General features: G+C 68.2%; 23 protein-coding genes. 2 read left to right on the forward strand and 21 right to left on the reverse strand.

Annotation, left to right across the window (positions count from 1 at the left end):
- Positions 1-54: 54 nt before the first annotated feature.
- From OG474_RS12735 to dacB, 15 genes are all read right to left on the reverse strand, one after another.
- On the reverse strand, positions 55-783 hold the full coding sequence (locus OG474_RS12735) for an NADPH-dependent F420 reductase (protein ID WP_405062469.1): 729 nt from the start codon (positions 781-783) through the stop codon (positions 55-57).
- Positions 784-805: 22 nt separating this feature from the next.
- Entirely contained in the window at positions 806-1,588 is a 783-nt protein-coding gene (locus OG474_RS12740; RefSeq protein WP_405062470.1) for an inositol monophosphatase family protein, read from the reverse strand.
- An 18-nt stretch (positions 1,589-1,606) separates the two neighbouring features.
- Positions 1,607-2,047 (reverse strand): hypothetical protein, encoded by a 441-nt coding sequence (locus OG474_RS12745; protein WP_405062471.1) that lies wholly within the window; start codon positions 2,045-2,047, stop codon positions 1,607-1,609.
- 11 nt (positions 2,048-2,058) lie between these two features.
- Positions 2,059-2,580 carry a DUF3180 domain-containing protein gene (locus tag OG474_RS12750; protein ID WP_405062472.1) on the reverse strand — a complete coding sequence of 174 codons (522 nt, stop codon included), beginning with the start codon at positions 2,578-2,580 and terminating at the stop codon, positions 2,059-2,061.
- On the reverse strand, positions 2,580-3,137 hold the full coding sequence (gene folK, locus OG474_RS12755) for a 2-amino-4-hydroxy-6-hydroxymethyldihydropteridine diphosphokinase (RefSeq protein ID WP_405062473.1): 558 nt from the start codon (positions 3,135-3,137) through the stop codon (positions 2,580-2,582). The genes OG474_RS12750 and folK overlap by 1 nt, the downstream gene beginning before the upstream one ends.
- The gene (folB, locus tag OG474_RS12760) at positions 3,134-3,523 is read right to left on the reverse strand and encodes a dihydroneopterin aldolase (protein ID WP_405062474.1); all 390 of its coding nucleotides are present in this window, start codon (positions 3,521-3,523) and stop codon (positions 3,134-3,136) included. The genes folK and folB overlap by 4 nt, the downstream gene beginning before the upstream one ends.
- Positions 3,520-3,993: a nuclear transport factor 2 family protein gene (locus OG474_RS12765; protein ID WP_405062475.1), complete on the reverse strand. Its 474-nt coding sequence runs from the start codon at positions 3,991-3,993 to the stop codon at positions 3,520-3,522. Before OG474_RS12765 ends, folB begins: the two co-directional genes overlap by 4 nt.
- Complete coding sequence (folP, locus tag OG474_RS12770) at positions 3,990-4,787, reverse strand: dihydropteroate synthase (protein ID WP_405064569.1); 798 nt, start codon at positions 4,785-4,787, stop codon at positions 3,990-3,992. Before folP ends, OG474_RS12765 begins: the two co-directional genes overlap by 4 nt.
- Positions 4,788-4,884: 97 nt before the next feature.
- Positions 4,885-6,042 carry a S1 family peptidase gene (locus tag OG474_RS12775; RefSeq protein ID WP_405062476.1) on the reverse strand — a complete coding sequence of 386 codons (1,158 nt, stop codon included), beginning with the start codon at positions 6,040-6,042 and terminating at the stop codon, positions 4,885-4,887.
- Between the two features lie 143 nt (positions 6,043-6,185).
- Entirely contained in the window at positions 6,186-6,758 is a 573-nt protein-coding gene (gene folE, locus OG474_RS12780; RefSeq protein ID WP_405062477.1) for a GTP cyclohydrolase I FolE, read from the reverse strand.
- Between the two features lie 231 nt (positions 6,759-6,989).
- Positions 6,990-9,032: an ATP-dependent zinc metalloprotease FtsH gene (gene ftsH / locus OG474_RS12785; RefSeq protein ID WP_405062478.1), complete on the reverse strand. Its 2,043-nt coding sequence runs from the start codon at positions 9,030-9,032 to the stop codon at positions 6,990-6,992.
- A 175-nt stretch (positions 9,033-9,207) separates the two neighbouring features.
- Entirely contained in the window at positions 9,208-9,759 is a 552-nt protein-coding gene (gene hpt / locus OG474_RS12790; RefSeq protein ID WP_132164525.1) for a hypoxanthine phosphoribosyltransferase, read from the reverse strand.
- Between the two features lie 5 nt (positions 9,760-9,764).
- Complete coding sequence (tilS, locus tag OG474_RS12795; protein WP_405062479.1) at positions 9,765-10,820, reverse strand: tRNA lysidine(34) synthetase TilS; 1,056 nt, start codon at positions 10,818-10,820, stop codon at positions 9,765-9,767.
- The gene (locus tag OG474_RS12800; protein ID WP_405062480.1) at positions 10,792-11,898 is read right to left on the reverse strand and encodes a zinc-dependent metalloprotease; all 1,107 of its coding nucleotides are present in this window, start codon (positions 11,896-11,898) and stop codon (positions 10,792-10,794) included. Before OG474_RS12800 ends, tilS begins: the two co-directional genes overlap by 29 nt.
- 28 nt (positions 11,899-11,926) lie before the next feature.
- Positions 11,927-13,270 (reverse strand): D-alanyl-D-alanine carboxypeptidase/D-alanyl-D-alanine-endopeptidase, encoded by a 1,344-nt coding sequence (gene dacB / locus OG474_RS12805; protein ID WP_405062481.1) that lies wholly within the window; start codon positions 13,268-13,270, stop codon positions 11,927-11,929.
- A 50-nt stretch (positions 13,271-13,320) separates the two neighbouring features.
- Between dacB and OG474_RS12810 the strand changes: the two genes are divergently transcribed.
- Complete coding sequence (locus tag OG474_RS12810) at positions 13,321-13,809, forward strand: inorganic diphosphatase (protein WP_405062482.1); 489 nt, start codon at positions 13,321-13,323, stop codon at positions 13,807-13,809.
- Between the two features lie 63 nt (positions 13,810-13,872).
- Here the strand turns inward: OG474_RS12810 and OG474_RS12815 are convergent, their stop codons facing one another.
- Positions 13,873-14,304 (reverse strand): MarR family winged helix-turn-helix transcriptional regulator, encoded by a 432-nt coding sequence (locus OG474_RS12815; RefSeq protein ID WP_405062483.1) that lies wholly within the window; start codon positions 14,302-14,304, stop codon positions 13,873-13,875.
- 74 nt (positions 14,305-14,378) lie between these two features.
- On the opposite strand from OG474_RS12815, the gene OG474_RS12820 reads away from it, so the two are divergent.
- Entirely contained in the window at positions 14,379-15,344 is a 966-nt protein-coding gene (locus OG474_RS12820; RefSeq protein WP_405062484.1) for a zinc-binding alcohol dehydrogenase family protein, read from the forward strand.
- 5 nt (positions 15,345-15,349) lie between these two features.
- On the opposite strand, the gene OG474_RS12825 is transcribed toward OG474_RS12820, so the two are convergent.
- The 5 genes from OG474_RS12825 to OG474_RS12845 all read right to left on the reverse strand — a co-directional run bounded on the left by OG474_RS12825 (position 15,350) and on the right by OG474_RS12845 (position 20,354).
- Positions 15,350-15,529 carry a hypothetical protein gene (locus tag OG474_RS12825; RefSeq protein WP_405062485.1) on the reverse strand — a complete coding sequence of 60 codons (180 nt, stop codon included), beginning with the start codon at positions 15,527-15,529 and terminating at the stop codon, positions 15,350-15,352.
- Positions 15,530-15,567: 38 nt separating this feature from the next.
- Entirely contained in the window at positions 15,568-16,911 is a 1,344-nt protein-coding gene (locus tag OG474_RS12830) for a C40 family peptidase (protein WP_405062486.1), read from the reverse strand.
- A gap of 228 nt (positions 16,912-17,139) precedes the next feature.
- Positions 17,140-17,952, reverse strand: coding sequence for an endonuclease/exonuclease/phosphatase family protein (locus OG474_RS12835; protein ID WP_405062487.1), 813 nt, complete (start codon positions 17,950-17,952; stop codon positions 17,140-17,142).
- The gene (locus OG474_RS12840; RefSeq protein WP_405062488.1) at positions 17,949-19,055 is read right to left on the reverse strand and encodes a WD40/YVTN/BNR-like repeat-containing protein; all 1,107 of its coding nucleotides are present in this window, start codon (positions 19,053-19,055) and stop codon (positions 17,949-17,951) included. The genes OG474_RS12835 and OG474_RS12840 overlap by 4 nt, the downstream gene beginning before the upstream one ends.
- Before the next feature lie 21 nt (positions 19,056-19,076).
- Positions 19,077-20,354, reverse strand: a complete 1,278-nt coding sequence (locus OG474_RS12845; protein WP_405062489.1) for a ThuA domain-containing protein — start codon at positions 20,352-20,354, stop codon at positions 19,077-19,079.
- Positions 20,355-20,385: the final 31 nt, after the last annotated feature.

The following is a 20,385-nucleotide window of genomic DNA, read 5'->3' on the forward strand; positions in this document are numbered from 1 at the left end:
TGCAGAACCCACAACCTGATGGGGGAACCCATCAGATGGCGACGGGGGGGTGGGTTAGAACTGGCGGTCTTTGACGGGCGGGCGCTCTGCGGTGGCGGTGAGCTTCTCGATCTCGGTGGCGGGTGCGGTGCGGCCCGGGTCGACGGCGCCGGCGGCGCGCTGCTCCGGGGTGCTGGACTCGGTCCGGTACGGGTTGACGTAGACGGCCGTCTCGGGCTCGTGCCGCCAGCTCTCGCTCAGCGGGCCGACCTCGACCGCGTCCCAACCGAGCTTGTCCAGCAGGTCAACCGCGGTTGCCCGGGCAGCCGGGTCATTTCCCGAGATCGGCAGCGCGCTGCGATCCGCGGCACCGGTGGGACGAGCCAGCGACAACAGATCCGCCGCGGCGATGTTGTTGAAGGCCTTCGCCGTGTGCGACTGCGGAAGGTGCTCCTGCAGCAGCTCCGCGGTCTGGATCTCCTCGTTGTCCAGGCGCTCGATCCGGCCGTCGCGGCTCGGGTAGTAGTTCATGGTGTCGATCACGACCTTGCCGGCCAGCGGCTCGACCGGGACCTCGGTGTAGCGGCCGAGCGGGATCGTCACCACCACGATGTCCCCGGCCGCGGCGGCCTCGGTCGCCGTACCGGCTCGCACTCCCAGCTCAGCGGCCTTCTCGCGCAGGCTCTCCGGGCCGCGCGAGTTCGCCAGTACGACGTCTATGCCTGCCGTGACCGCCAGCTTCGCCAGCACGGTCCCGATGTTTCCACTTCCGATAATGCCCAGGGTCGTCATACCTACTGACAACCCGCGGAGTGGCGGAGGTATTTCAGACGCCGGAACGAATCACCAGTTCGGTGAGCTCGTCGGCGAGCGCCGGAGCCACCGCGAAGGTGCCACGGGAGGCCGGGGAGTGCTGGCTGCCGTCGAGGTCGAGCACCTGCAGCCCTGCCTCCCGGCAGATGGAGACGCCGGCCATCGTGTCCCACGGCTTGTTCGAGTACATGATCGTGGCGTCGAAGAAGCCGTTGGCGGTGAAGGTCAGCGCGGCCGCGGCCGTCCCGATCTGGCGCAGCCGCTGGACGCGCGGGACGAGCAGGCTGTGCAGCTCCATCCGGCGCGGGTTGATCTCGGCCGCGTCCTCGCTGATCGCGTAGTCACCCATCGCGATCAGGGACTCGTTCAGCGTCGTACAGCCGCTGCCCTGGATCGCCTTGCCGTTGCAGGTCGCGCCCAGCCCCTCGGCGGCGGCGTACCGGGTGCCGAGCGGCGGGTGGTCGATCACTCCGAGTACGGCGCGGTCGTCGACGATCAGGCCGAGCGAGATGGCCCACAACGGCATCCCGTGGACGAAGTTCACCGTCCCGTCGATCGGGTCGAGGACCCAGCGGGTGCCCTCGGTGGGACCGCCCTCCTCCTCGCCCTGGATGCCGATCTGCGGCGCCTCGCGCTCGAGGAACTCCCGGATCTTCCGCTCCACCGCGAAGTCGACCTCGGACGCCATGTCCCGGTCACTCTTGAACGTGAGCGCCCCAGGTCCCCGGGTGTCGGTCACTGTCCGTCCTTGGTCGACGGCAGCCTGGGCGACTTTCAGCAGCTGAGCGAGATCCACACGTCAGAACCTACCTGCTCAGGAGGCGGCGAGACCGCGCAGTTTCAGATCCACGACGGTCGGGGCGTCGGCCTGCGAGTGTTTGTCGCCGGCGGCAACGACCGTCGCGACCTCTTCGTCGATCTTGTCCAGGCGCTTGTCGATCTTGTCCAGACGACGCTGCATCAGGTCGACGAACTCCGCGTTCTCGACCACGCGGGCGCTGGTGATCCGCGAATACTCCTGCGCGACCTGGGCGCGTTCGTCGGAGTGCGCGAGCCGCTCGACCAGCAACTGGTGGCGGAACAGCACGGAGGCAGCGATCGCCACCGCGACGGCGGCTATTGCTGCCCCGCGGAGGATCCAGGTGTTCTGAGTGAACAGCGCGACGCTGACACCGAGGCACACAACGATTAACAGCGCGTTGGCGACGGTGAGAACAGTGGTCCTGGTTCGACGGCGGCTACCCCTTGACCCCATGGACCGTCATGTTAGGCGGTCTCATCGGGGTCCTCGGGAATACGACACGCACGTTCCAGCAACAATCCGGCCGTGACGACCAGCACCGAGACCACAGCGGCGAGGCCGGCCATGATCACTCTGTTACGAGGTCCCGAGGCACTCACGCCTCGCAGGAAGGATAACGCGAACCCTGCGTACACACCGGTGCACAACGCGCCGACGAAAGCACTGGCCTTCCCGATCAGCAACAGGAAGACCGCGCGCTGCGGTTCGACGCGCTCGCGCCGTACCTGCACCCGTTGCTGGGTGTTGCGGGCCGCGGCGAACAGCAGCGCGGCCAGGAAACTCCAGGCGACCAGCGTCAGCCAGGAGACCGCCGGCGCGACGCCGCCGCCGGCCTCGATCGCCTTGACCATCGTGAACCCGACCGCGGCACCCAGTACGGCGATCGCCACCAGCAGCCGCCGAGAGGTCGGCCGGACCGAGCCGGGGCGCTGTGGCTCCTTGCCGGAACCAGGGGCGCGACCGGACTCGGGACCGCCGGAGGCCACTACTGGAGCTCGAGATCGAGCTTGGTCACACCGTCGAGGCCGACCTTCTCCAGCAACTCCGCGACCGGACCGTGGCCGATCAGCACCGCGTCCGGCTCGATGTCCAGCCACGGCGCGAGCACGAACGCCCGCTCGTGCGCCCGCGGGTGCGGGATGGTCAGGTCCTCGGACTCGATCGTCTTCTTGCCGTAGGTGATCAGGTCGACGTCCAGCGTCCGCGGGGCGCCCTTCACGCTGCGCTCCCGGCCGAAGGCCTGCTCGACCGCGTGCGCACGGTCCAGCAGCAGCTCGACCGACAGCGTCGAGTCCGCGAGCAGGACGACGTTCAGGTACGGGCCGGACTCGTCCGGACCGCCGATCGGCTGGGTCTCGTAGACCGGCGAGACATCGACCACGACGACGTCCGGGGTGTCCCGCAGCGCGTCGATCGCGCCCTGCAGGTTCGCCTCACGGTCGCCGAGATTGCTGCCGAGCGACAGGATCACCTGCCGGATCGGCTTGAGGCCACCGCTCAGGGTGTCCGCGTCGATGACGTAAGGACTTGGGGTCTCGGTCACGAGGATTCTCCGGCTCTGCGCTGCACGGTCAGGACAACGTCGTCGAACGGCACCGAGATCGGCGCCGAAGGTTTGTGGATGGTCACCGCGGTCGCTGTCACCCGCCGGTCGGCGAGACACAGGTCGGCGATGCGCTGGGCGAGGGTTTCGATCAGGTCCACCGGGTCGTTCTCGATCGCTCGGTGCACCTGCTCGGCGACCACGCCGTAGTTCACGGTGTCGGCCAGGTCGTCGGAGGCCGCGGCCGGACGGGTGTCCAGCTCCAGCCGGACGTCCACGACGAACTCCTGTCCGTCGGCGCGCTCGTGATCGAAGACCCCGTGGCGTCCAAAGCCGCGAATGCCACGGATCTCGATCACGTCAGAAGGGGTCACGGGACCGCTCATTCCGCCTCCTCCTGTTGACCCCCAGACGACAGTACCGGGGAGGCATGGTGGATCCACAACCGCCAGCCGGAGGAAGTTCTGCGGAAGACGTTGGTCGCCAGCGCCTTGCCGCCCGCGAACCCGTCCTCCGGAGCACCTTCACCCGACGACAGGACATTCTCCGTACACGTGACGTATGCCACGTCTTCATCCACCCGTACCTGCACATCGGTGAGGAAGAACTGGATGTACGGCGTGTTCGCGAAGATCATCGCCCAGGCCCGCATCATCTCCGAGTAGCCGGAGATCGCGGCGTTGCCCGGGTGGATGCAGACCGGGTCCGGCTCCGGCAGCCAGACGGCCGCCATCAGATCCAGGTCACCGGCCTCGAACGCGTTGTAGAACGCGGTGTTGGCGTTCAGCACGACGTCCTCGACGGTCGTGCCGCGCGCGCCTTCACCCGGCCGGGGGCTCCCGGATCCGTCCGTCATACGGTTCCCCATCTCTTGGCCACCCGGACCGCGTCCGCGGTGGGCGCCACCACATGGGCCCGGACACACCAGGCTCCCGCGGCGGCGGCCAGGGCGTTCACGGCCAGGCTCGCGTCGTCTCGTCGTACGGCCGGCCGGAGTGCGCCGGTCTCCTCATCGGCGAGCAGCCTACCGAGGAACGTCTTGCGGGACGCACCGATCAGCAACGGCCGGCCCAGTACGGCGAATTCCCGCAGCCGGCGGAGGATCTCCCAGTTGTGGTCCGCGTTCTTCGCGAAACCGAGCCCGGGGTCGAGGGCGACCCGGTCCAGATCCACCCCGGCGGCGCGGATCACCTCGAGCCGCTCGGCCAGCTCCGCGATCACCTCGGCCACGACATCGTCGTACTCGGCGTGGTTCTGCATGTCGATCGAGTGCCCACGCCAATGCATCGCGACATACGGTGTACGGCGTTCTGCGACCAGCGCGAGCATGTCCGGATCGGACTGGCCGGCGGACACGTCGTTGATCATCGTGGCGCCCGCGGCGAGTGCCAGCGCGGCGACCTCGGAGCGCATGGTGTCGACCGAGATCAGCGCGCCCTGGGCGGCCAGCGCCTCGACGACCGGCAGCACCCGGCGGATCTCCTCGGCCTGTGACGGCCGCTCGGCGCCCGGCCGGGTCGACTCCCCACCGACATCGAGCAGGTCGGCGCCTTCGGCGAGCAGATCCAGCCCGTGCTTGATCGCGGCGGCGGGCTCGAACCACTCACCGCCGTCGGAGAACGAGTCCGGCGTCACATTCACGACACCCATGACAAGACTCCGGTCCAGCACCGGTAGCCCGTCCACGTGACCCCACGACCCAATTCCCACCCGCCCACCGTAGTGGGCGGGTCGGACAGCCTGAGAATCAGCTACCCAGAACCAGGGTGGTCTGGGTGCCTTGGAGTGCTGCGGCGATCGGCTGCGAGTAGGACTCGTTGGTGCGGTTGGACTTGTCCAGGCACTTGCCGTCGATCAGCGCCGCACCACTGGTGATGCCCTGGGCGTAGTTGCCGGTCATGTTGGCGCCACCGGAGTCACCTGACTCGACACAGGCAGTGTGCTGGAAGAGGCCGCGGACGACCCGGTTGTTGCCGTAGTTCACCGTGACGTTGTTGGCGACGATCCGGCCGCACGTCCAGCCGGTGCTCTTGCCCGACTTGCACAGCTCCGAACCGACCGTGGGGCTCGCCGTCCCGTGCACCGCGACACTGGGTGCGCCCCAACCCTCGACGGACCCCTGCTGGTCCCAGCCTTCGATCACGTCGACGCTGCCGTAGTCGTTGCCCGGGAAGCTCGTTGCGACCGTGTTGCCGAGGATGTAGCCGTTGCGCGAGAACGACGGCTTGCCGGAGGTGCAGTGACCGGCGGTCAGGAAGACCCGCGTGCCCTTGCTGCTCCGGGCGTTGAAGCCGAGCGAGCAGACGTAGCCGGTGTTCTTGTCGACCTGGAACCCGCCGCGCAGGCTGAAGTCGTCGGCCGTCGGCACGACCTTGCCGTACACGGTCTTCACCGTGACGAGGTCGCCGTGCTCCTTGGCCCGCTCCACGAACCGCTCGGTGAACACGTCGTGCGCACCCTTCGGCACGCTGACCACGACGGTCCCGGTGATCGGATCGACATACCACGAGCGGACCTTGCCCGGCCGCGACTTCACGGCCAGCCGGTTCAGCTCGGACTGCACGGAGTTCAGCTCGGCGGCGGTGAAGCGCACCAGCTTCGGAACCGCGCCGGCGGCCCGGACCAGCTCGGCCGTGGCGGCATCGGACACCGCGACCACCAGCTCACCCGTGCTGTCGTAGTAGCTGCCGACCGCGCGCGACCCGAGCTCGGTCTGCAGCGCCTCAGCCGTCAGCGAAGACTTGTTGCTGGGCTTCCCGACCTGTTTGGTCGGCTCCACCCGGGGCCCCTCGGCGGCATGCCGCCGGCCCTCGTCCGCGGTGGCCCAGTTCGCCGCCACCAATCCTGCAGCCGTCAGTACGGCAGCGCCGACGAGTGCGGCGCCGACCCGGTAACGCCCCGACATTCCTTTGTCCTCCTCACCGCCGGCGTCCGTTCCCCGTCGATCGAACGTCCTTACGGAAAGTAAACGTTCTGCAACGGAATGTCCACAGCTACCAGCTCACAATCCCCAACGACTGAGAGCCCCAGGAGCTACGGAGCAGGATTTCAGCCGACGATGAGGCTCATGGCTTCGGCTCGGGTGACGGGGTTGCGGAGCTGGCCCCGGACGGCGGAGGTGATGGTCTTGGCGCCGGCCTTGCGGACGCCGCGCATGGTCATGCAGAGGTGTTCGCACTCGATGACGACGATCGCGCCGCGGGGCTCGAGGAGCTCCATCAGGGACTCGGCGATCTGAGTGGTGAGGCGTTCCTGGACCTGGGGGCGCTTGGCGTAGACGTCGACCAGGCGGGCGAGCTTGGACAAGCCGGTGATCCGGCCGTCGCGGTTCGGGATGTAGCCGACGTGGGCGACCCCGGTGAACGGCACCAGGTGGTGCTCACAGACGCTCCAGACCTCGATGTCCTTCACCAGGACCATCTCGTCGTGCCCGAGGTCGAACGTCGTGCTCAGGACCTCCTCGGCGGTCTGACCGAGCCCGGCGGTGATCTCGGCGTACGAGCGCGCCACCCGGGCCGGGGTGTCCCGCAGCCCGTCGCGGTCCGGGTCCTCCCCGATCGCGAACAACAGCTCCCGGACAGCGCGTTCCGCCCGCGCGTGGTCGAACTTCGGCGACGTCATGGCGTCAGGGTAGAGGCTTGGGTGGTGATTCACCGCCGTAGCGAGCATGTGCTCGGTGCGGTGCATCGGTGCGCTGGAGGGGAGGCCTCGATGCTTTTCCATCGTGGCCTTTCCTCCAGTGCGGCGAGGTGCCGTGCCGAGTGCAGCGCAGTAGGCGGGGAGTTGCCACCCAAGCCTCAAGCAGAAGCCCCGCCATCCGGTCGGATAGCGGGGCTTCGGGGGTGCTTCAGATCATTCGCCCGGCAGCGGCGGGGTCGGGCCGCCACCGTAGTTCGGCGGCTGCACGTTCTCGTCCGGACCGACCGAGCCACCCGGAATCACGTCGGACAGCGAGCCGTTCTGCGAGGCGCGCCCCGGCAGCGGCATCACCGGCGGCTGGTCGGACGGGATCCGGGTCGAGGACCCGGTCCAGGCCGGCCGGCGGTCCTTCTTGACGATCGGGCCGAAGACCTCGGCGATCTGGGCCTTGTCCAGGGTCTCCTTCTCCAGGAGCTCCTCGACCAGGTGGTCCAGCACGACGCGGTTCTCGACCAGGATGTCGAAGGCCTCCTGGTGCGCGTTCAGGATCAGCTTGCCGACCTCCTCGTCGACCGCGGCCGCGATCTCCTCGGAGTAGTTGCGCTGGCTGCCCAGGTCGCGGCCCAGGAACGGCTCACCGCTGTCCGACCCGAACTTGATCGCACCGAGCCGCTCGGTCATGCCGTACTGCGTGACCATCGCCCGGGCGAGCGCGGTCGCCTTCTCGATGTCGTTGCTGGCGCCGGTGGTCGGGTCGTGGAAGACCATCTCCTCGGCGGCGCGGCCACCGAGCATGTAGGCCAGCTTGTCCAGCATCTCGGAACGCGTGGTCGAGTACTTGTCCTCGTCCGGCAGGACCATCGTGTACCCGAGCGCGCGGCCACGCGGCAGGATCGTCACCTTGTGCACCGGGTCGGAGTGCGGCAGCGCCGCGGCGACCAGGGCGTGTCCACCCTCGTGGTACGCCGTGAGCACCTTCTCCTTGTCCGACATCAAGCGGGTACGGCGCTGCGGGCCCGCGATCACGCGGTCGATCGCCTCGTCGAGCGCCTTGTTGTCGATCACCTGCATGTTCGAGCGGGCGGTCAGCAGGGCCGCCTCGTTCAGCACGTTGGCCAGGTCGGCGCCGGTGAAGCCCGGCGTCCGGCGGGCGACCGCCCGCAGGTCGACGTCCTGCGACATCGGCTTGCCCCGGGAGTGCACCTTCAGGATCTGCTCCCGGCCGGGCAGGTCCGGAGCGTCGACGGCGATCTGCCGGTCGAAGCGGCCGGGCCGCAGCAGTGCCGGGTCGAGCACGTCGGGCCGGTTGGTGGCCGCGATCAGGATCACACCACCGCGGACGTCGAAGCCGTCCATCTCGACCAGCAACTGGTTCAGCGTCTGCTCGCGCTCGTCGTGCCCACCACCGAGGCCCGCGCCACGGTGCCGGCCGACGGCGTCGATCTCGTCGATGAAGACGATCGCCGGCGCGTTGGTCTTGGCCGTCTCGAACAGGTCGCGTACCCGGGAGGCACCGACACCGACGAACATCTCGACGAAGTCCGAACCGGAGATCGAGTAGAACGGCACGCCGGCCTCACCCGCGACCGCACGGGCCAGCAGGGTCTTACCGGTACCGGGCTGGCCGTAGAGCAGCACGCCCTTGGGGATCTTGGCGCCGACGGCCTGGAACTTGCCCGGCTCCTGGAGGAACTCCTTGATCTCGCCGAGCTCCTCGATCGCCTCGTCACAGCCGGCGACGTCGGCGAACGTGGTCTTCGGGGTGTCCTTGGTGATCAGCTTGGCCTTCGACTTGGCGAAGCTCATCACCCGCGAGCCACCGCCCTGCATCGAGTTCATCAAGAAGATGAAGACCACCGCGATCAGCAGGAACGGGATCAGCGTCTGGAACACCTGGCCGATGAAGCTCGGCTTCGGGTTCTCGACGTTGTACTTCTCGATCTTGCCGTTCTGGTACAGGTCCTGCAGCGAGGTGCCCAGGGTGTTGGCCTGGCCGTCGACCCAGTGCGCCCGGATCTTGGTGCCGTCGGACTTCTCGACCCGGATCTCCTGGTCGGGGTCGATCAGCGTGACGTTCTTGATCACCTTCTCGCCGGCCGGGGCGTCGGTGGCCTGCTTGATCACCTTGACGACCTCACCGGTCGGCTCGGTCTTGAATCCGGACGAGCCGGTCAGGAGCTGCCCGATCACCAGCACGCCCAAGAAGGCGAGGATGATCCAGAACAGGGGTCCGCGGAAGATGCGCTTCACGTCCATGATCGAGGCCTACGCCCCGTCCCTCCTAGCTCGGCAGGCCCGGATTTCGCGGGCTTGAGACGGTACTACCAGTCCAAGTGTCTCGTGCCGGGCAAGCCTGCCGACCACGAGGGTCACCGAACGACGGTACGACCTGTTGTACAGGCTGTCACCAACTCTGCCCGTCAGGGCTGGATCAGGAGTACACGTGCGGTGCGAGAGTGGCCACGCAGCGCAGATTGCGGTACTTCTCCGCGTAGTCGAGTCCGTAGCCGACGACGAACTCGTCCGGCAGCTCCAGACCGACGTACTTCACCGGCACCTGCATCTTGGCCGCGCCCGGCTTCACGAACGCCGTGCAGAGCTCCAGCGAGGCCGGCTTGCGCGACTCCAGGTTGCTGACCAGCCAGCTCAGCGTCAGGCCGGTGTCGATGATGTCCTCGACGATCAGCACGTGCCGGTTGGTGATGTCGGTGTCCAGGTCCTTCTGGATCCGCACCACCCCGGACGACTTGGTGCCCGACCCGTACGACGAGATGGCCATCCAGTCCATCTCGACATGCCGGGTGAACGACCGGGCCAGGTCGGCCATCACCATCACCGCGCCGCGCAGGACGCCCACCAGCAGCAGATCCTTGCCCTGGTAGTCCTCCTCGATCCGGCCGGCCAGTTCCCGCAGCTTCGCCAGGATCTGGTCCTCGGTGTAATGGATCTGGGTCAGGTCCTTCTCGATGTCCGCCGCATCCACGGGCGTCAGCCTGTCACATTCGGGCCCAGGATTATGAATCCGCCCCGGCGGACCGCGCGGACACCTTGGGGCAGGTCGATCCAGCGCTGGCCACGCCAGTCGGTGATCAGCGCGTCGACCGCCGCCACGTGACCGGCGCTCAGGTCGGTGGCCCGCGAGCCCGCCTCCAGAGCCGCCTGCCGCAGGACTCGGGTGCGGAGCGCGGCGGGCTCATCGGCGAGCATCCCCACGTCACACAGCACCTCACCGTCAGTACGCCGTACTGCGGTCTCCGCGAGGTCTGCCGCCAGCATGTCGAGGGCGTCGGCGTCCGCCCGGAGCAGTCCGGCCGTTCGGGCTAGCGCTTCGACCACACCGGGCCCCAGTGCCTCTTCGAGCACCGGAAGCACCTCGTGGCGGACGCGGACCCGTGTGTACGCCGGATCGTCGTTGTGCGGGTCATGCCAGGGCCGGAGGCCCGCCGCGATACAGGCGGCGGCTGTGGTCGCGCGTGGAACCTCTAGGAGCGGTCTACGGAGCAATCCGGCGACCGCGGCCATCCCGGCCAGCGATCTGGCCCCGGAGCCGCGTCCAAGCCCCAATAAGACAGTCTCGGCCTGATCGTCCCGGGTGTGCGCCAGCAGCACGACATCTGCGCCGAACTCGTCCGCAGCAGCTCGCAGGGCGTCGTACCGGGCCGCCCGGGCCGCGCCCTCAGGTCCACCCTCGTTGCCGACCTCCACCGGGCTGACCCGCACCGGATCAAGGCCCAACCCGCGGCACTGCTCCGCAGCGATCTCCGCCGTCCGGGCGGAGTCCGCCTGCAGACCGTGGTCCACGATGACGGCCCCTGCGCGCAGGCCCAGCTTCGGCGCCTCGAAGGCAACAGCTGCTGCCAGCGCGAGCGAGTCCGTGCCGCCCGAGCAAGCGACCAGTGCCGTCGTTCCGGCGGGCAGGTCGGACAGCGCAGCCCGGACCGCCTCGCGGGTGCGGGCGACCGCGGGATGCAGCCGGCCGCGCCGCTCGGCGACCAGCTCCCCAACGGAGCCGGACTCAGCCGTGGAGTCGGGTGACCCAGGCATCGGGGTTCGCGATCTCGTTCTTGGTGGGCAGCGTGTTCGGACCGGTCCACACCCGGTTGAACCCGTCCATCCCGACCTGCTCAACCACACGCCGTACGAACGCGGCACCGTCCTTGTACTGCTTCAGCTTCGCGTCCAGACCGAGCAGCTTCTTCAGCAGCTGGTCCACCGGATTCCCGCTCTGCCGCCGTGAGGTGAACTTCGACCGGATGGCGTCCACCGTCGGAATCACCGACGGCCCGACCCCGTCCATTACGAAGTCCGCATGCCCCTCCAGCAACGACATGACTGCGGTCAGCCGGTCCAGCACAGCGCGCTGCTCCGGCGACTGCATCAGATCCACCAGGCTCAGATCAGCCTCACCGCGCACTGACCGCCCCAGCCGCTGCACGGCCTCACGGAACATCGCCGCGTACGCCGATGCGTCCAGCTCAGCCTGATCGAGGAACAGCCCGATCTCGGAGCGCAGGTGGTCCCGCAGCCACGGCACCGCGGTGAACTGCACCCGGTGCGTCTCTTCGTGCAGGCACACCCACAACCGGAAGTCCCGCGGTACGACGCCCAGCTCGGACTCGACATGCATCACGTTGGGAGCCACCAGCAGCAGGCGGCCAGTCAGGTCCGGACGCGTCGGGTCAGGCTCAGCCGGGTAGAACGGGTCGAACTGTCCGAGGACACGCGACGACAGGAACGCCAGCAGCGCACCGGCCTCGATCGCGGTCACCCGGGAGCCGACAGCGGACGACAGCCCACCGGTCCGATCGGCCTTCTCCTGCAGCTTGTCAGCCAGCGGTTGAAGCACGGTGCGGAAGCCGTCGGCATTCGCCTGGACCCAGCCCGGCCGGTCGACGATCACGACCGGCGCAGTGGCCGATGTGGCCTGCAGACCGGTGAAATCACGCACGTGGTGCTCGGACTCCGCCGCGAACTGGCGCAGCTCGGCGACCACCTTGTCCGCCTCGGCCCGGCTGACCACCGGGCCCGGGCGCAGCAGCTTGCGCGCCACACCGGTCGCCAGCTGCCAGTCGACCATCTCGGTCGTGGCCCTGCCCTCGGTCCCACCTGCCGCCGTACTCATAACCCGACCCTAGTCCCAGGGACAAGCATTAGCAGCCGCAGTTGGCCAACGCGGCAGCTGCTCTGTCCAGAGCGGCCCGAGCATCGAGTGTCTTGGGCACGGGGACGCTGTCACTGGCCACCGCGAACGCCAGCACCGTGCCGCTCCGCGTGCGGACCATTCCGGCCAGGCTGTGCACCCCAGTGAGCGTGCCGGTCTTCGCCCGGACCAGTCCGGTCCCAGCGCCTGCGCTACCGGCACCGAACCGCTCTTCGAGCGAACCGCTGAAGCCTGCGATCGGCAGCCCGGTCAGAAGATGCCGCAGCTCCGGGTGATCCTTCGAAGCCGCCATCCGAACCGCACCGGCCAGCAACTCGAGCGGAACCTTGTTCGTCCGGGTCAGACCGCTGCCGTCGAAGATCTGTGCCTTACTGACGTCCAGACCGAGCTTGGTGAGCGTCTCCTCGAGCCCGGTGACGCCTCCGGCGTACGAGCCGCCGTTCTTGGTCGCCAGCCCGACGTGACGCAGCAGCACCTCGGCACCGTCGTTGTCGCTGTGCAGGTTCACGTACTCGACGATCTGACCGACAGTCGGCGACAGCACCTTCGCCAGCGCCTCGGCGCCGGCCGGTGCGGTCTTCGGCGCGGGTGCCGCCACGACCTTGATGCCGTTGGCGACCAGGAGCTTGCTGAACGCGACTGCCGCCGCCGCGGCCGGTGAGTCTGCCCGCTTGGCCATCCCGGAAGACAGTCGCCCCTCATCAACCCAGAGAGCGGACGTGCGGGCGGCAATACCCTCCGGCAGGTAGTTCGACTCCCACTTCGCGTTACCGGCCGGACCGGTGAACAGCGACGCGTCGAACCCGAGCGAGACGCTGGTGAGACCCTGCGCCTTCAGAGCCTTCGCCGTACTGGCAGCTAGCGCGGCTAGCGTCGCCCGCGTCGGGTAGCCACCGCTCTTCGCCGGCTTGGCCGTCAGCAGCGGGTCACCGCCGCCGACGAGCACGATCGAGCCCTTACCCGCGCTCACCACCTGGGTGGTGAACCGGTGCTCCGGGCCGAGGGTCGCCAGCGCAGACACAGTCGTCAGCAGCTTCAGAGTGGACGCCGGCGTGTACGGCGTCGCCGTACCGGTGGAGAAGACGACCTTGTCCCGGGAGACGTCGTACACGTAGACGCCCCGGTGCTTGCCCAGCGACGGATCGGCGAGCACAGCGGCCAGCGCCTTCTGCACACCCGCTGCGGTCGGAGCCACACCCTCCGCTGTCGCCGGAGTCAGCACAGCCGGTGCCGCCTGGACAACCGTCGGTACAGCGCCGGCACCGCCCACCAAGCCGAAAGAGAGGGCTGAGGCGAGCAGCGTGACGAACGCCGCACGGGAAGGACGGGCCACCGGGCTACTCCTGTCATTTGGTCGGTCCGAACCGTGACAGTATCTGCCGTATGGAGTTCGACGTCTTCATCGAGATCCCCAAGGGCACCCGTAACAAGTACGAGCTGGACCACAAGACGAACCGGCTGCGGCTCGACCGCACCCTGTTCACGGCCACTCAGTACCCGTCCGACTACGGCTTCATCGAGGACACTCTGGGCCAGGACGGCGACCCGCTGGACGCGCTCGTCCTGCTGACCGAGCCGACCTTCCCGGGCTGCCTGATCAAGGCGCGGGCGATCGGCATGTTCCGGATGACCGACGAGAAGGGGCCGGACGACAAGGTCCTCTGCGTCCCCGCCGGTGACCCGCGCCAGGAGCACCTGCGCGACATCCACCACGTGCCGGAGTTCGACCGCCTCGAGATCCAGCACTTCTTCGAGGTCTACAAGGACCTCGAGCCGGGCAAGTCCGTCGAGGGTGCCAGCTGGGTCGGCCGCGCCGACGCCGAGGCCGAGGTCACCGCGTCGTTCGCCCGCCTGAAGACCGAAGGCCACTGAAGACCGAAGACCACTGACGGTTCCACCGACCGCCGGCCCGCCACCGCGGCGCCGGCGGTTTCGTCATTCCCCGCTCAGCCTGCTCAGCAGCCCGAGCAGCACCTTGCGCTCGGCGGCCGTGAGCGGCTCGAGCAGCTCACCCTCGGCCGCGTAGATCACCTGGTCCATCACCGCCAGTTGCTCGAGGCCGGCCGCGGTGATCGCGACGATCTTGCGCCGCCGATCCGCCGGGTCGACGCGGCGGACGACCCACCGGGCCTCTTCGAGCTCGTCGAGAATCGTCACCAGGTCGCTGCGATCGAGCGCGATCCGGTCGGCCAGCGCCGCTTGGGCCGCCTCGCCGTCGCCGTCCAGGCTGGCCAGCACGTGGTAGTGCTGCGTCCGCATGCCGGCTTCGCTCGCGTGCCGCCGGACCAGCCGCTGCGACTGCTGACTCGCCCGCCCCAACGCCCACAGCACCCGATCGGACAGGCGATGGTTCGGCGACTTCTGCACCTGTCCACTCTAGAACTCGTGAGCTATCGTGGGTCTCACCCATTATTTATAGATCCCACGACTAGGAGCGCTCGATGCGCGCAGCGCGCTACCACTCCCACGGCAGCCCCGAGGTTCTGCAGCTCGACGACGTCGCCGTTCCCGAGCCCGCCGCCGGCGAAGTGCTGGTCGAGGTCGAGGCGATCGGCGCGAACGCCATCGACGCTCTCTTCCGCTCCGGACGCAGCCCCTGGCCGCGCCCACTGCCCGGTTCACTCACCGGTGACGTGGTCGGACACATCACCCAGCTCGGTCCGGACACTCCTCCTGGCCTAGCCGTTGGCGACCGAGTGGCCGGACTGTCCGCGGACGCCTTCGCCGAGTACGCCGTACTGGATGCAGCGTTCCTGGCGACCATCCCCGAAGGCGCCGACGCGGGCGCCGCGACGATGATGTCGATGTCCGGACCGCTGGCGCTCCGACTGCTCGAAGCCGGCCGGATCCCACCCGGCGGCAGTGTCCTGATCCAGTCCGCAGCAGGCGGCATCGGCCACCTGGCCGTCCAGCTCGCCCGATCGTTCGACCCCAAAACCATCATCGGTACGGCGTCCTCGCCGACCCGACTGGACTTCATCCGCTCACTCGGTGCCGAGGCCATCGACCTGACCGACCCCGACTGGCCGACCAAGGTCCGCGAACTCGCTCCCGACGGCGTCGACACGGTGCTCGACTCGGTCGGCGGCACCGTCTTCGACCAAGGCCTCGGCCTGGTCCGGCCGCTCGGCACGATGGTCACGTACGGCGCCATCACCGGCGAGCTGCCGACCGTCCCGGCACAGGCGCTCTTCGGCCTGCAGTCCGTGACCGGCGTCTCGATGCTCGGCTGGCGGGCCGCCCGCCCCGACGAGGCCCGGGCCGACATCGCCGAGGTCACCCGCCGCTGGCAGACCGGCGAACTACAGCCCGCGGTGCACGCCCGCTACCCGTTGGCCGACGTACAGGATCTTCATCGGGAGCTGGACGCCCGGACACCGCTCGGGCGTCTCGTCGCCATTCCCTGAAGTTACTACCAGCCGATCAGCGAGTACGACGTGAACTCGCGATCATTGTTGCCTGCGGCACCCATCGGCGGCGGGGTCTCGGCGACCGGAGCCGCGGGCACCTCGGCCCGCACCTCGCGGCGGGCCGACGGCCGCACCCACGACATCGCGACCGCGAAGATCGCCTTACCGTCCAGAGTTCTCATCACGTGCATCCCCGTCCTGCAGTGTTTCCAGCAAACTTTCAGGGCCGGCCGAAGAAGTCCGGGGGCTCCCAGTAGTAGACGCTCTGGATCTGGACCGGCTTGCCGGTGCGCGGCGCGTGGATCATCCGGCCGCCGCCGAGGTACATCGCGACGTGGTGGATGGTCCCCGGGTCGTTGGGGTTGAGCGCCCAGAAGATCAGGTCGCCCGGCCGCAGCTCGTCCTCGTCGATGTGCTTGGTCTGCTCGTACTGCGCGACGCTGTAGTGCGGCAGCTGCACGCCGGCCCGCTTCCAGGCGCCCATCATCAAGCCGGAGCAGTCCCAGCGGGACGGACCGGTGCCGCCCCAGAGGTACATGTCGCCGAGCTGGGACATCGCGAAGCTGATCGCCGAGCTCGCGCCGCGGCCCGAGCTGCCGTTGCCGTTGCCGTCGTTGCCCGGGCGCGGCTTCTGCGGCTTCTTCTTGGGCGGATTCTTCTTGCCCTGCTCGCGTTCACGGGCCTCTTCGGCCCGTTCCCGGGCGCGCTCGGCGGCCTCCCGGGCCTCGATCTTGCGCCGCAGCTCAGCGGCCTTCTTCGCGGCAAGTGCGGCGGCGCGCTGTCGCGCAAGCTCCTCGAGCCCCCGCTGCCGCTGAGCGGCGACCTGGACGGACGTGTTCTGCAGGACGGCCAGCTGCGCGATCGACTGCTGCCGCTGGACACCCATCGCGGTCACCGCGGCCGACTGTGCGGCCTCGGCCGCTTCGGCCGTCTTCTTCGCCTTCGCGGCCTCGTCGGTCGCCTGCTTCACCTTCACGACGGCCTGGTCGGCCTGAACCTTGAACAGGTTCGTCACCACCTGCGCCGCCGAGTACCGCAGGTACGAACCCTGCATCGCACTCGACACCGTGTGCGCCGTACCGGCCGAGTCGAGCAGCTGCTGCGGACCCTCCGCGGTGAACAGCGGCCCGAACTTCGCGATGTCGCCACCGCCCTGGTACGACGCGACCGCGAACCGGCCGATCTGCTGCCGCTGAGTGGTCAGGGACTTCTGCGCCTTGGCGGCCCGATCCGCCGCGGCGGCCGCATCCTTCTTGGCCTGCTCGAGCCGGTAGACCGCGCCGTTGTAGGCCTCGTCGGCGATGCCGGACTGGATACCGAGCTGCTCGAGCCGGGCCTCGGCCGCGGCCAGCTGCTGCTCGATCGCCTTGACCTGACCCGCCTTGTCGGCGGCGGCCTTCTTGGCCCTCTCGACGGCGGCCTGTGACGGAATCACCGGCGGCTTCGGCTTGGCCTGCGCCTCGACCGGAACCACCATCATGGAACCGGCCAGACAGACCGCCAGCACACCGGAGAGCGCCGCTCGTGAGAGCGCTGCCCTACCGGTCTTCCCAGTGCCGCGCATCTGGATCTTCCTTCCGCCGGTCACAGTGCCCTTCCCTGGCCCCGTGAGCGCTTTTGGTCCTCGTGGACCACATACGTGACACTAGTTGCCTGTAGCCCCATTGGGAACAGTAATCACACAAGTATCTTTGTTTCACCTGCGTGTCGACTTGACAAACTACAAGCTTGTAATTCCACAAAAGCGCCCGCCCAACCGAAGTTGAGCGGGCGCTTCAGCGCTGATGGACGGTCAGCGAAGGGTGAACGAGGCAACCACCGGCAGGTGGTCCGAAGCCAAGCTCACGGGCACTGCAGCTTTCAGCGGACGCAGCTGCGAACTGTGCAGCTGGTAGTCGATCCGGGCCGTCGGGTTGCTCGCCTCGATCGTGTAGCCGGGGCCCGTACCGACCTCGACCCAGGTGTCCTGCAGCACTCCGGTCAGCGTCTTGATCTCCGGCGCATCCGGCCGCGCATTCAGGTCACCGACCAACAATGTTGCCTGGCGCATCTTTCCTAACAGCTCGACGACTTTCTGGGCCTGCTCGAGCCGCTCGGCATTGTTGTTGCTGGTCAAATGCGTATTCGCGAAGCGCAACTCGGCACCCCGGACCTTGATCGTGGCAACGGCCAGTCCGCGCTGCTCACCGGTCGGATAGAGCGGCAGCAGCGTGTTGTGGAAGTCCTTGATCGGGTACTTCGACAGGATCGCGGTACCGTACTGGCGGCGTGGCTCCCCCGGGTTCAACGGCGGCAGGTCGAGGTTCGCGGCGTACGCGTAGTGCATCTTCAACCGCTTGGCGAACCACGCCGGCTGGTCGACCCAGTTGCTGCGCTCACTCCAGTGCCGGTCGACCTCCTGCAGCCCGACCACGTCAGCGCCGTTCTGCTCGATCAGCGCGGCGATCCGCTCCAGATCGAGTACGGCGTCAACGCCCGCGCCATGGTGAATGTTGTACGTCATCACCGTCAGGTCGCGACCGGGTCGACCGCCGTCCGGCTGAGCGGCCGCCAGCGCGGGAGTAGTCATCAGCAACGCGACCAGCATCACCAATCCGCGCCTCATCGGCCGACCACCAGTTTCGCCACGGCACCCTTCGCACCGGATGCCCAGCAGCCGGCGTGCACGCCGTACCCGCCGCACTCGATGCTGTCGAAGCTGCCGTCGTCGAACTGCTTCCAACTACGCCCACCATCGCGGCTGACGTCACTGCCCAGCGGACCGACTGCGACCACTGTGGACAGCGACCAGGCCACGGCCGGCGGGATGAACGACGCGCCGCTGCGGTAAGACTTCGGCGCCTTGTCGGCCGGGACCAGCTTCCACGTGCGACCACCGTCGTTCGTGTAGGAGGCAGCGCGCGTCGCGGGCTCGGGGAACTTGTAGTCCCCACCGATCGCGACACCGGTCAGCGATCCACGGAACGCCAGGCTGAAGATCCCGCCCTCCGGACTGGCGGCCATCGGCGAATCAACCACAGTCCAGTGCAGACCACCGTCACTCGTGCGGAACACCCGCGGCCGATCACCGCCGCCGGTCGCGAACCACGCCGTACGGGCGGGTCCCGCGGCCAGGCAGGTGCCGCTCGCGGCGAAGGCGAACTCACCGGGCAGCGCGGCCGGCATACCGGCGTTCGGCAGCACCTTCCAGGACTTGCCGCCGTCCCCGGTGGCCGCGATCCGGAACTTGCCGTCGACCGGGTCACTCAGCGCAAGACCCCGCTGATCGTCGTGGCTGTGTTGATCAGTGTGAAAGGAGAAGCAGTCGTAGAACGCGGGCTGGTCGGGATTGCGGAACGTCTCGGTCCAGCTCTTGCCACCGTCCGAGGTCCGGTAGACGCGGGAGTCGGTCCCGTTGCCGATCGAGAGGATGACCGCGCGCTTGGCGTCGAACGCCTGTACGTCGCGGAACTGCAGCGCACCGGCGCCCGGCGGACTGACGTTCTGCCAGTGCTTGCCGCCGTCCACCGTGCGCAGCACCTGGCCCTCGGTCCCACCGACCCAGGCGACATCCTTGCTGACCGCCGACAAGCCACGGAACTGCGCCGTACTTCCGGTCGGCGTCACGCTCCACTTGTACGACGGCCCGCCAGTCGCCTGGGCAGGTATGAGCTGAGACATCAAGAGCAGACCTCCTGCCGCAACTGCGGCCACACGCAGGATTCTCATGGGCCGCAATCTAGCGGGCGGTCAGGCTGCCGTCAGCTTGAAGGACTGCGCCGTACCGCCGTTGCAGGTGGACTGGACCAGCTGGGTCTGGTCGGCGGTCGAACCTCCGGGCACGGTCAGGCACTTACCGGTGTGCCGTACGGCGAAGTGGAAGTAGCCGCCACCTTCGGAGACCGCCTGCCACTGCTGGTTGGTGCCGCCGCCGTAGGTCCACAGGTGCAGCGGGGCGTTGTCCGTGGTCGCGACGTTGGCCACGTCGATCACCTTGGTGGCGTCGTTGCGGTTGTTCACCCGGGTGAAGCCGTCCGAGGTCGGCTGGAACTGGAAGTTCTGCGCCGTGGTCGCGTTGCAGCTGTACTGCTGGACGACCGTGCCGTTGGCGGTCGCCGCCGCGCGGGCGTCGACGCACTTGCCGTTGGCCTTGTTCGCGACCGAGTACCAGGTGCCGGGCTCCGGCTGCTCGACCGGCGGCACCGTCCCGCCACCGCCACCGAGCCACTTGAGCGAGTCCATCATGAACTGGTTCTGGGCCGCGCTGTCGAACGTCGACGACGTCCGGGTGTTGGTCTGGTAGTTCATCGCGTTGTGGCCCCAGTTCGCGTAGATGACCTTGAAGTTCTTGTTGGTCCACGCGATCGGGTAGTAGCCCGACGTCCAGATGTTGCCGTTCTGGCTGCCGACCGGGAAGCTCGACGGGTCGATCGAGGCGAGCACCTGGATGTTCGGGTTCTGCCGCAGGTCGTTCTGCCAGCTGTACCACTCACTGACCGACGACCGGAACGTCGCGCCCGTGTTCACCAGTGACGGGTGCGAACGGTTCTCGGTCTTCAGCGTGACCGCGGACGGCAGCCAGGTGTTCGAATTGAAGCGACCGGTGCCGAGCAGCGTGTTGTTGAACCACGGCCAGCCCTGGCCGGAGTCGTTGTAGTTGCTCACATGGAAGCCGAAGAAGCCGCCGCCGTTCTCCATGTAGCGCTGGAACCCCGTCTGCTGCGACGTGGCCCACGGCCGGTTGTCCAGGAACATCACGACCTGGTACTGCGAGGCCTGCAGATTGTTCAGCCGGTTCCAGTCGTTGGTCGCGGTGTAGGTGAAGCCGTTCTGCGCGGCGAACTGCGGGAACCGCTGGTTGGCTTCTTTCACCCAGTCGTTGTGCGCCGCGTCGTCCGTGTTGCCGTCGTAGAAGGCCAGCACGTTGAAGGTCGCTTGAACTTGAGCCATTGCCGAGCTGGTCAGTCCGGCCACGATCACGAGGAGGGCCAGGATGAGGGCAGGCAGGCGTAAGCGAGCGGAAGGCATGGGGCGGTCCTTTCCGAAGGGTCAACCTCGG

Source organism: Kribbella sp. NBC_01505, from assembly GCF_045040285.1.
Taxonomy (GTDB): domain Bacteria; phylum Actinomycetota; class Actinomycetes; order Propionibacteriales; family Kribbellaceae; genus Kribbella.

What these genes read in the sequence shown, in the direction of transcription:
- OG474_RS12825 (WP_405062485.1), bottom strand. Translation starts at nt 15,529, where the DNA reads ATGAGAACTCTGGACGGTAAGGCGATCTTCGCGGTCGCGATGTCGTGG.
- OG474_RS12820 (WP_405062484.1), top strand. Translation starts at nt 14,379, where the DNA reads ATGCGCGCAGCGCGCTACCACTCCCACGGCAGCCCCGAGGTTCTGCAG.
- OG474_RS12800 (WP_405062480.1), bottom strand. Translation starts at nt 11,898, where the DNA reads ATGAGTACGGCGGCAGGTGGGACCGAGGGCAGGGCCACGACCGAGATG.
- OG474_RS12810 (WP_405062482.1), top strand. Translation starts at nt 13,321, where the DNA reads ATGGAGTTCGACGTCTTCATCGAGATCCCCAAGGGCACCCGTAACAAG.
- folE (WP_405062477.1), bottom strand. Translation starts at nt 6,758, where the DNA reads ATGACGTCGCCGAAGTTCGACCACGCGCGGGCGGAACGCGCTGTCCGG.
- folP (WP_405064569.1), bottom strand. Translation starts at nt 4,787, where the DNA reads ATGGGTGTCGTGAATGTGACGCCGGACTCGTTCTCCGACGGCGGTGAG.
- tilS (WP_405062479.1), bottom strand. Translation starts at nt 10,820, where the DNA reads ATGCCTGGGTCACCCGACTCCACGGCTGAGTCCGGCTCCGTTGGGGAG.
- folB (WP_405062474.1), bottom strand. Translation starts at nt 3,523, where the DNA reads ATGAGCGGTCCCGTGACCCCTTCTGACGTGATCGAGATCCGTGGCATT.
- ftsH (WP_405062478.1), bottom strand. Translation starts at nt 9,032, where the DNA reads ATGGACGTGAAGCGCATCTTCCGCGGACCCCTGTTCTGGATCATCCTC.
- OG474_RS12840 (WP_405062488.1), bottom strand. Translation starts at nt 19,055, where the DNA reads ATGAGAATCCTGCGTGTGGCCGCAGTTGCGGCAGGAGGTCTGCTCTTG.
- OG474_RS12830 (WP_405062486.1), bottom strand. Translation starts at nt 16,911, where the DNA reads ATGCGCGGCACTGGGAAGACCGGTAGGGCAGCGCTCTCACGAGCGGCG.
- OG474_RS12775 (WP_405062476.1), bottom strand. Translation starts at nt 6,042, where the DNA reads ATGTCGGGGCGTTACCGGGTCGGCGCCGCACTCGTCGGCGCTGCCGTA.
- OG474_RS12765 (WP_405062475.1), bottom strand. Translation starts at nt 3,993, where the DNA reads ATGACGGACGGATCCGGGAGCCCCCGGCCGGGTGAAGGCGCGCGCGGC.
- OG474_RS12835 (WP_405062487.1), bottom strand. Translation starts at nt 17,952, where the DNA reads ATGAGGCGCGGATTGGTGATGCTGGTCGCGTTGCTGATGACTACTCCC.
- OG474_RS12845 (WP_405062489.1), bottom strand. Translation starts at nt 20,354, where the DNA reads ATGCCTTCCGCTCGCTTACGCCTGCCTGCCCTCATCCTGGCCCTCCTC.
- OG474_RS12745 (WP_405062471.1), bottom strand. Translation starts at nt 2,047, where the DNA reads ATGGGGTCAAGGGGTAGCCGCCGTCGAACCAGGACCACTGTTCTCACC.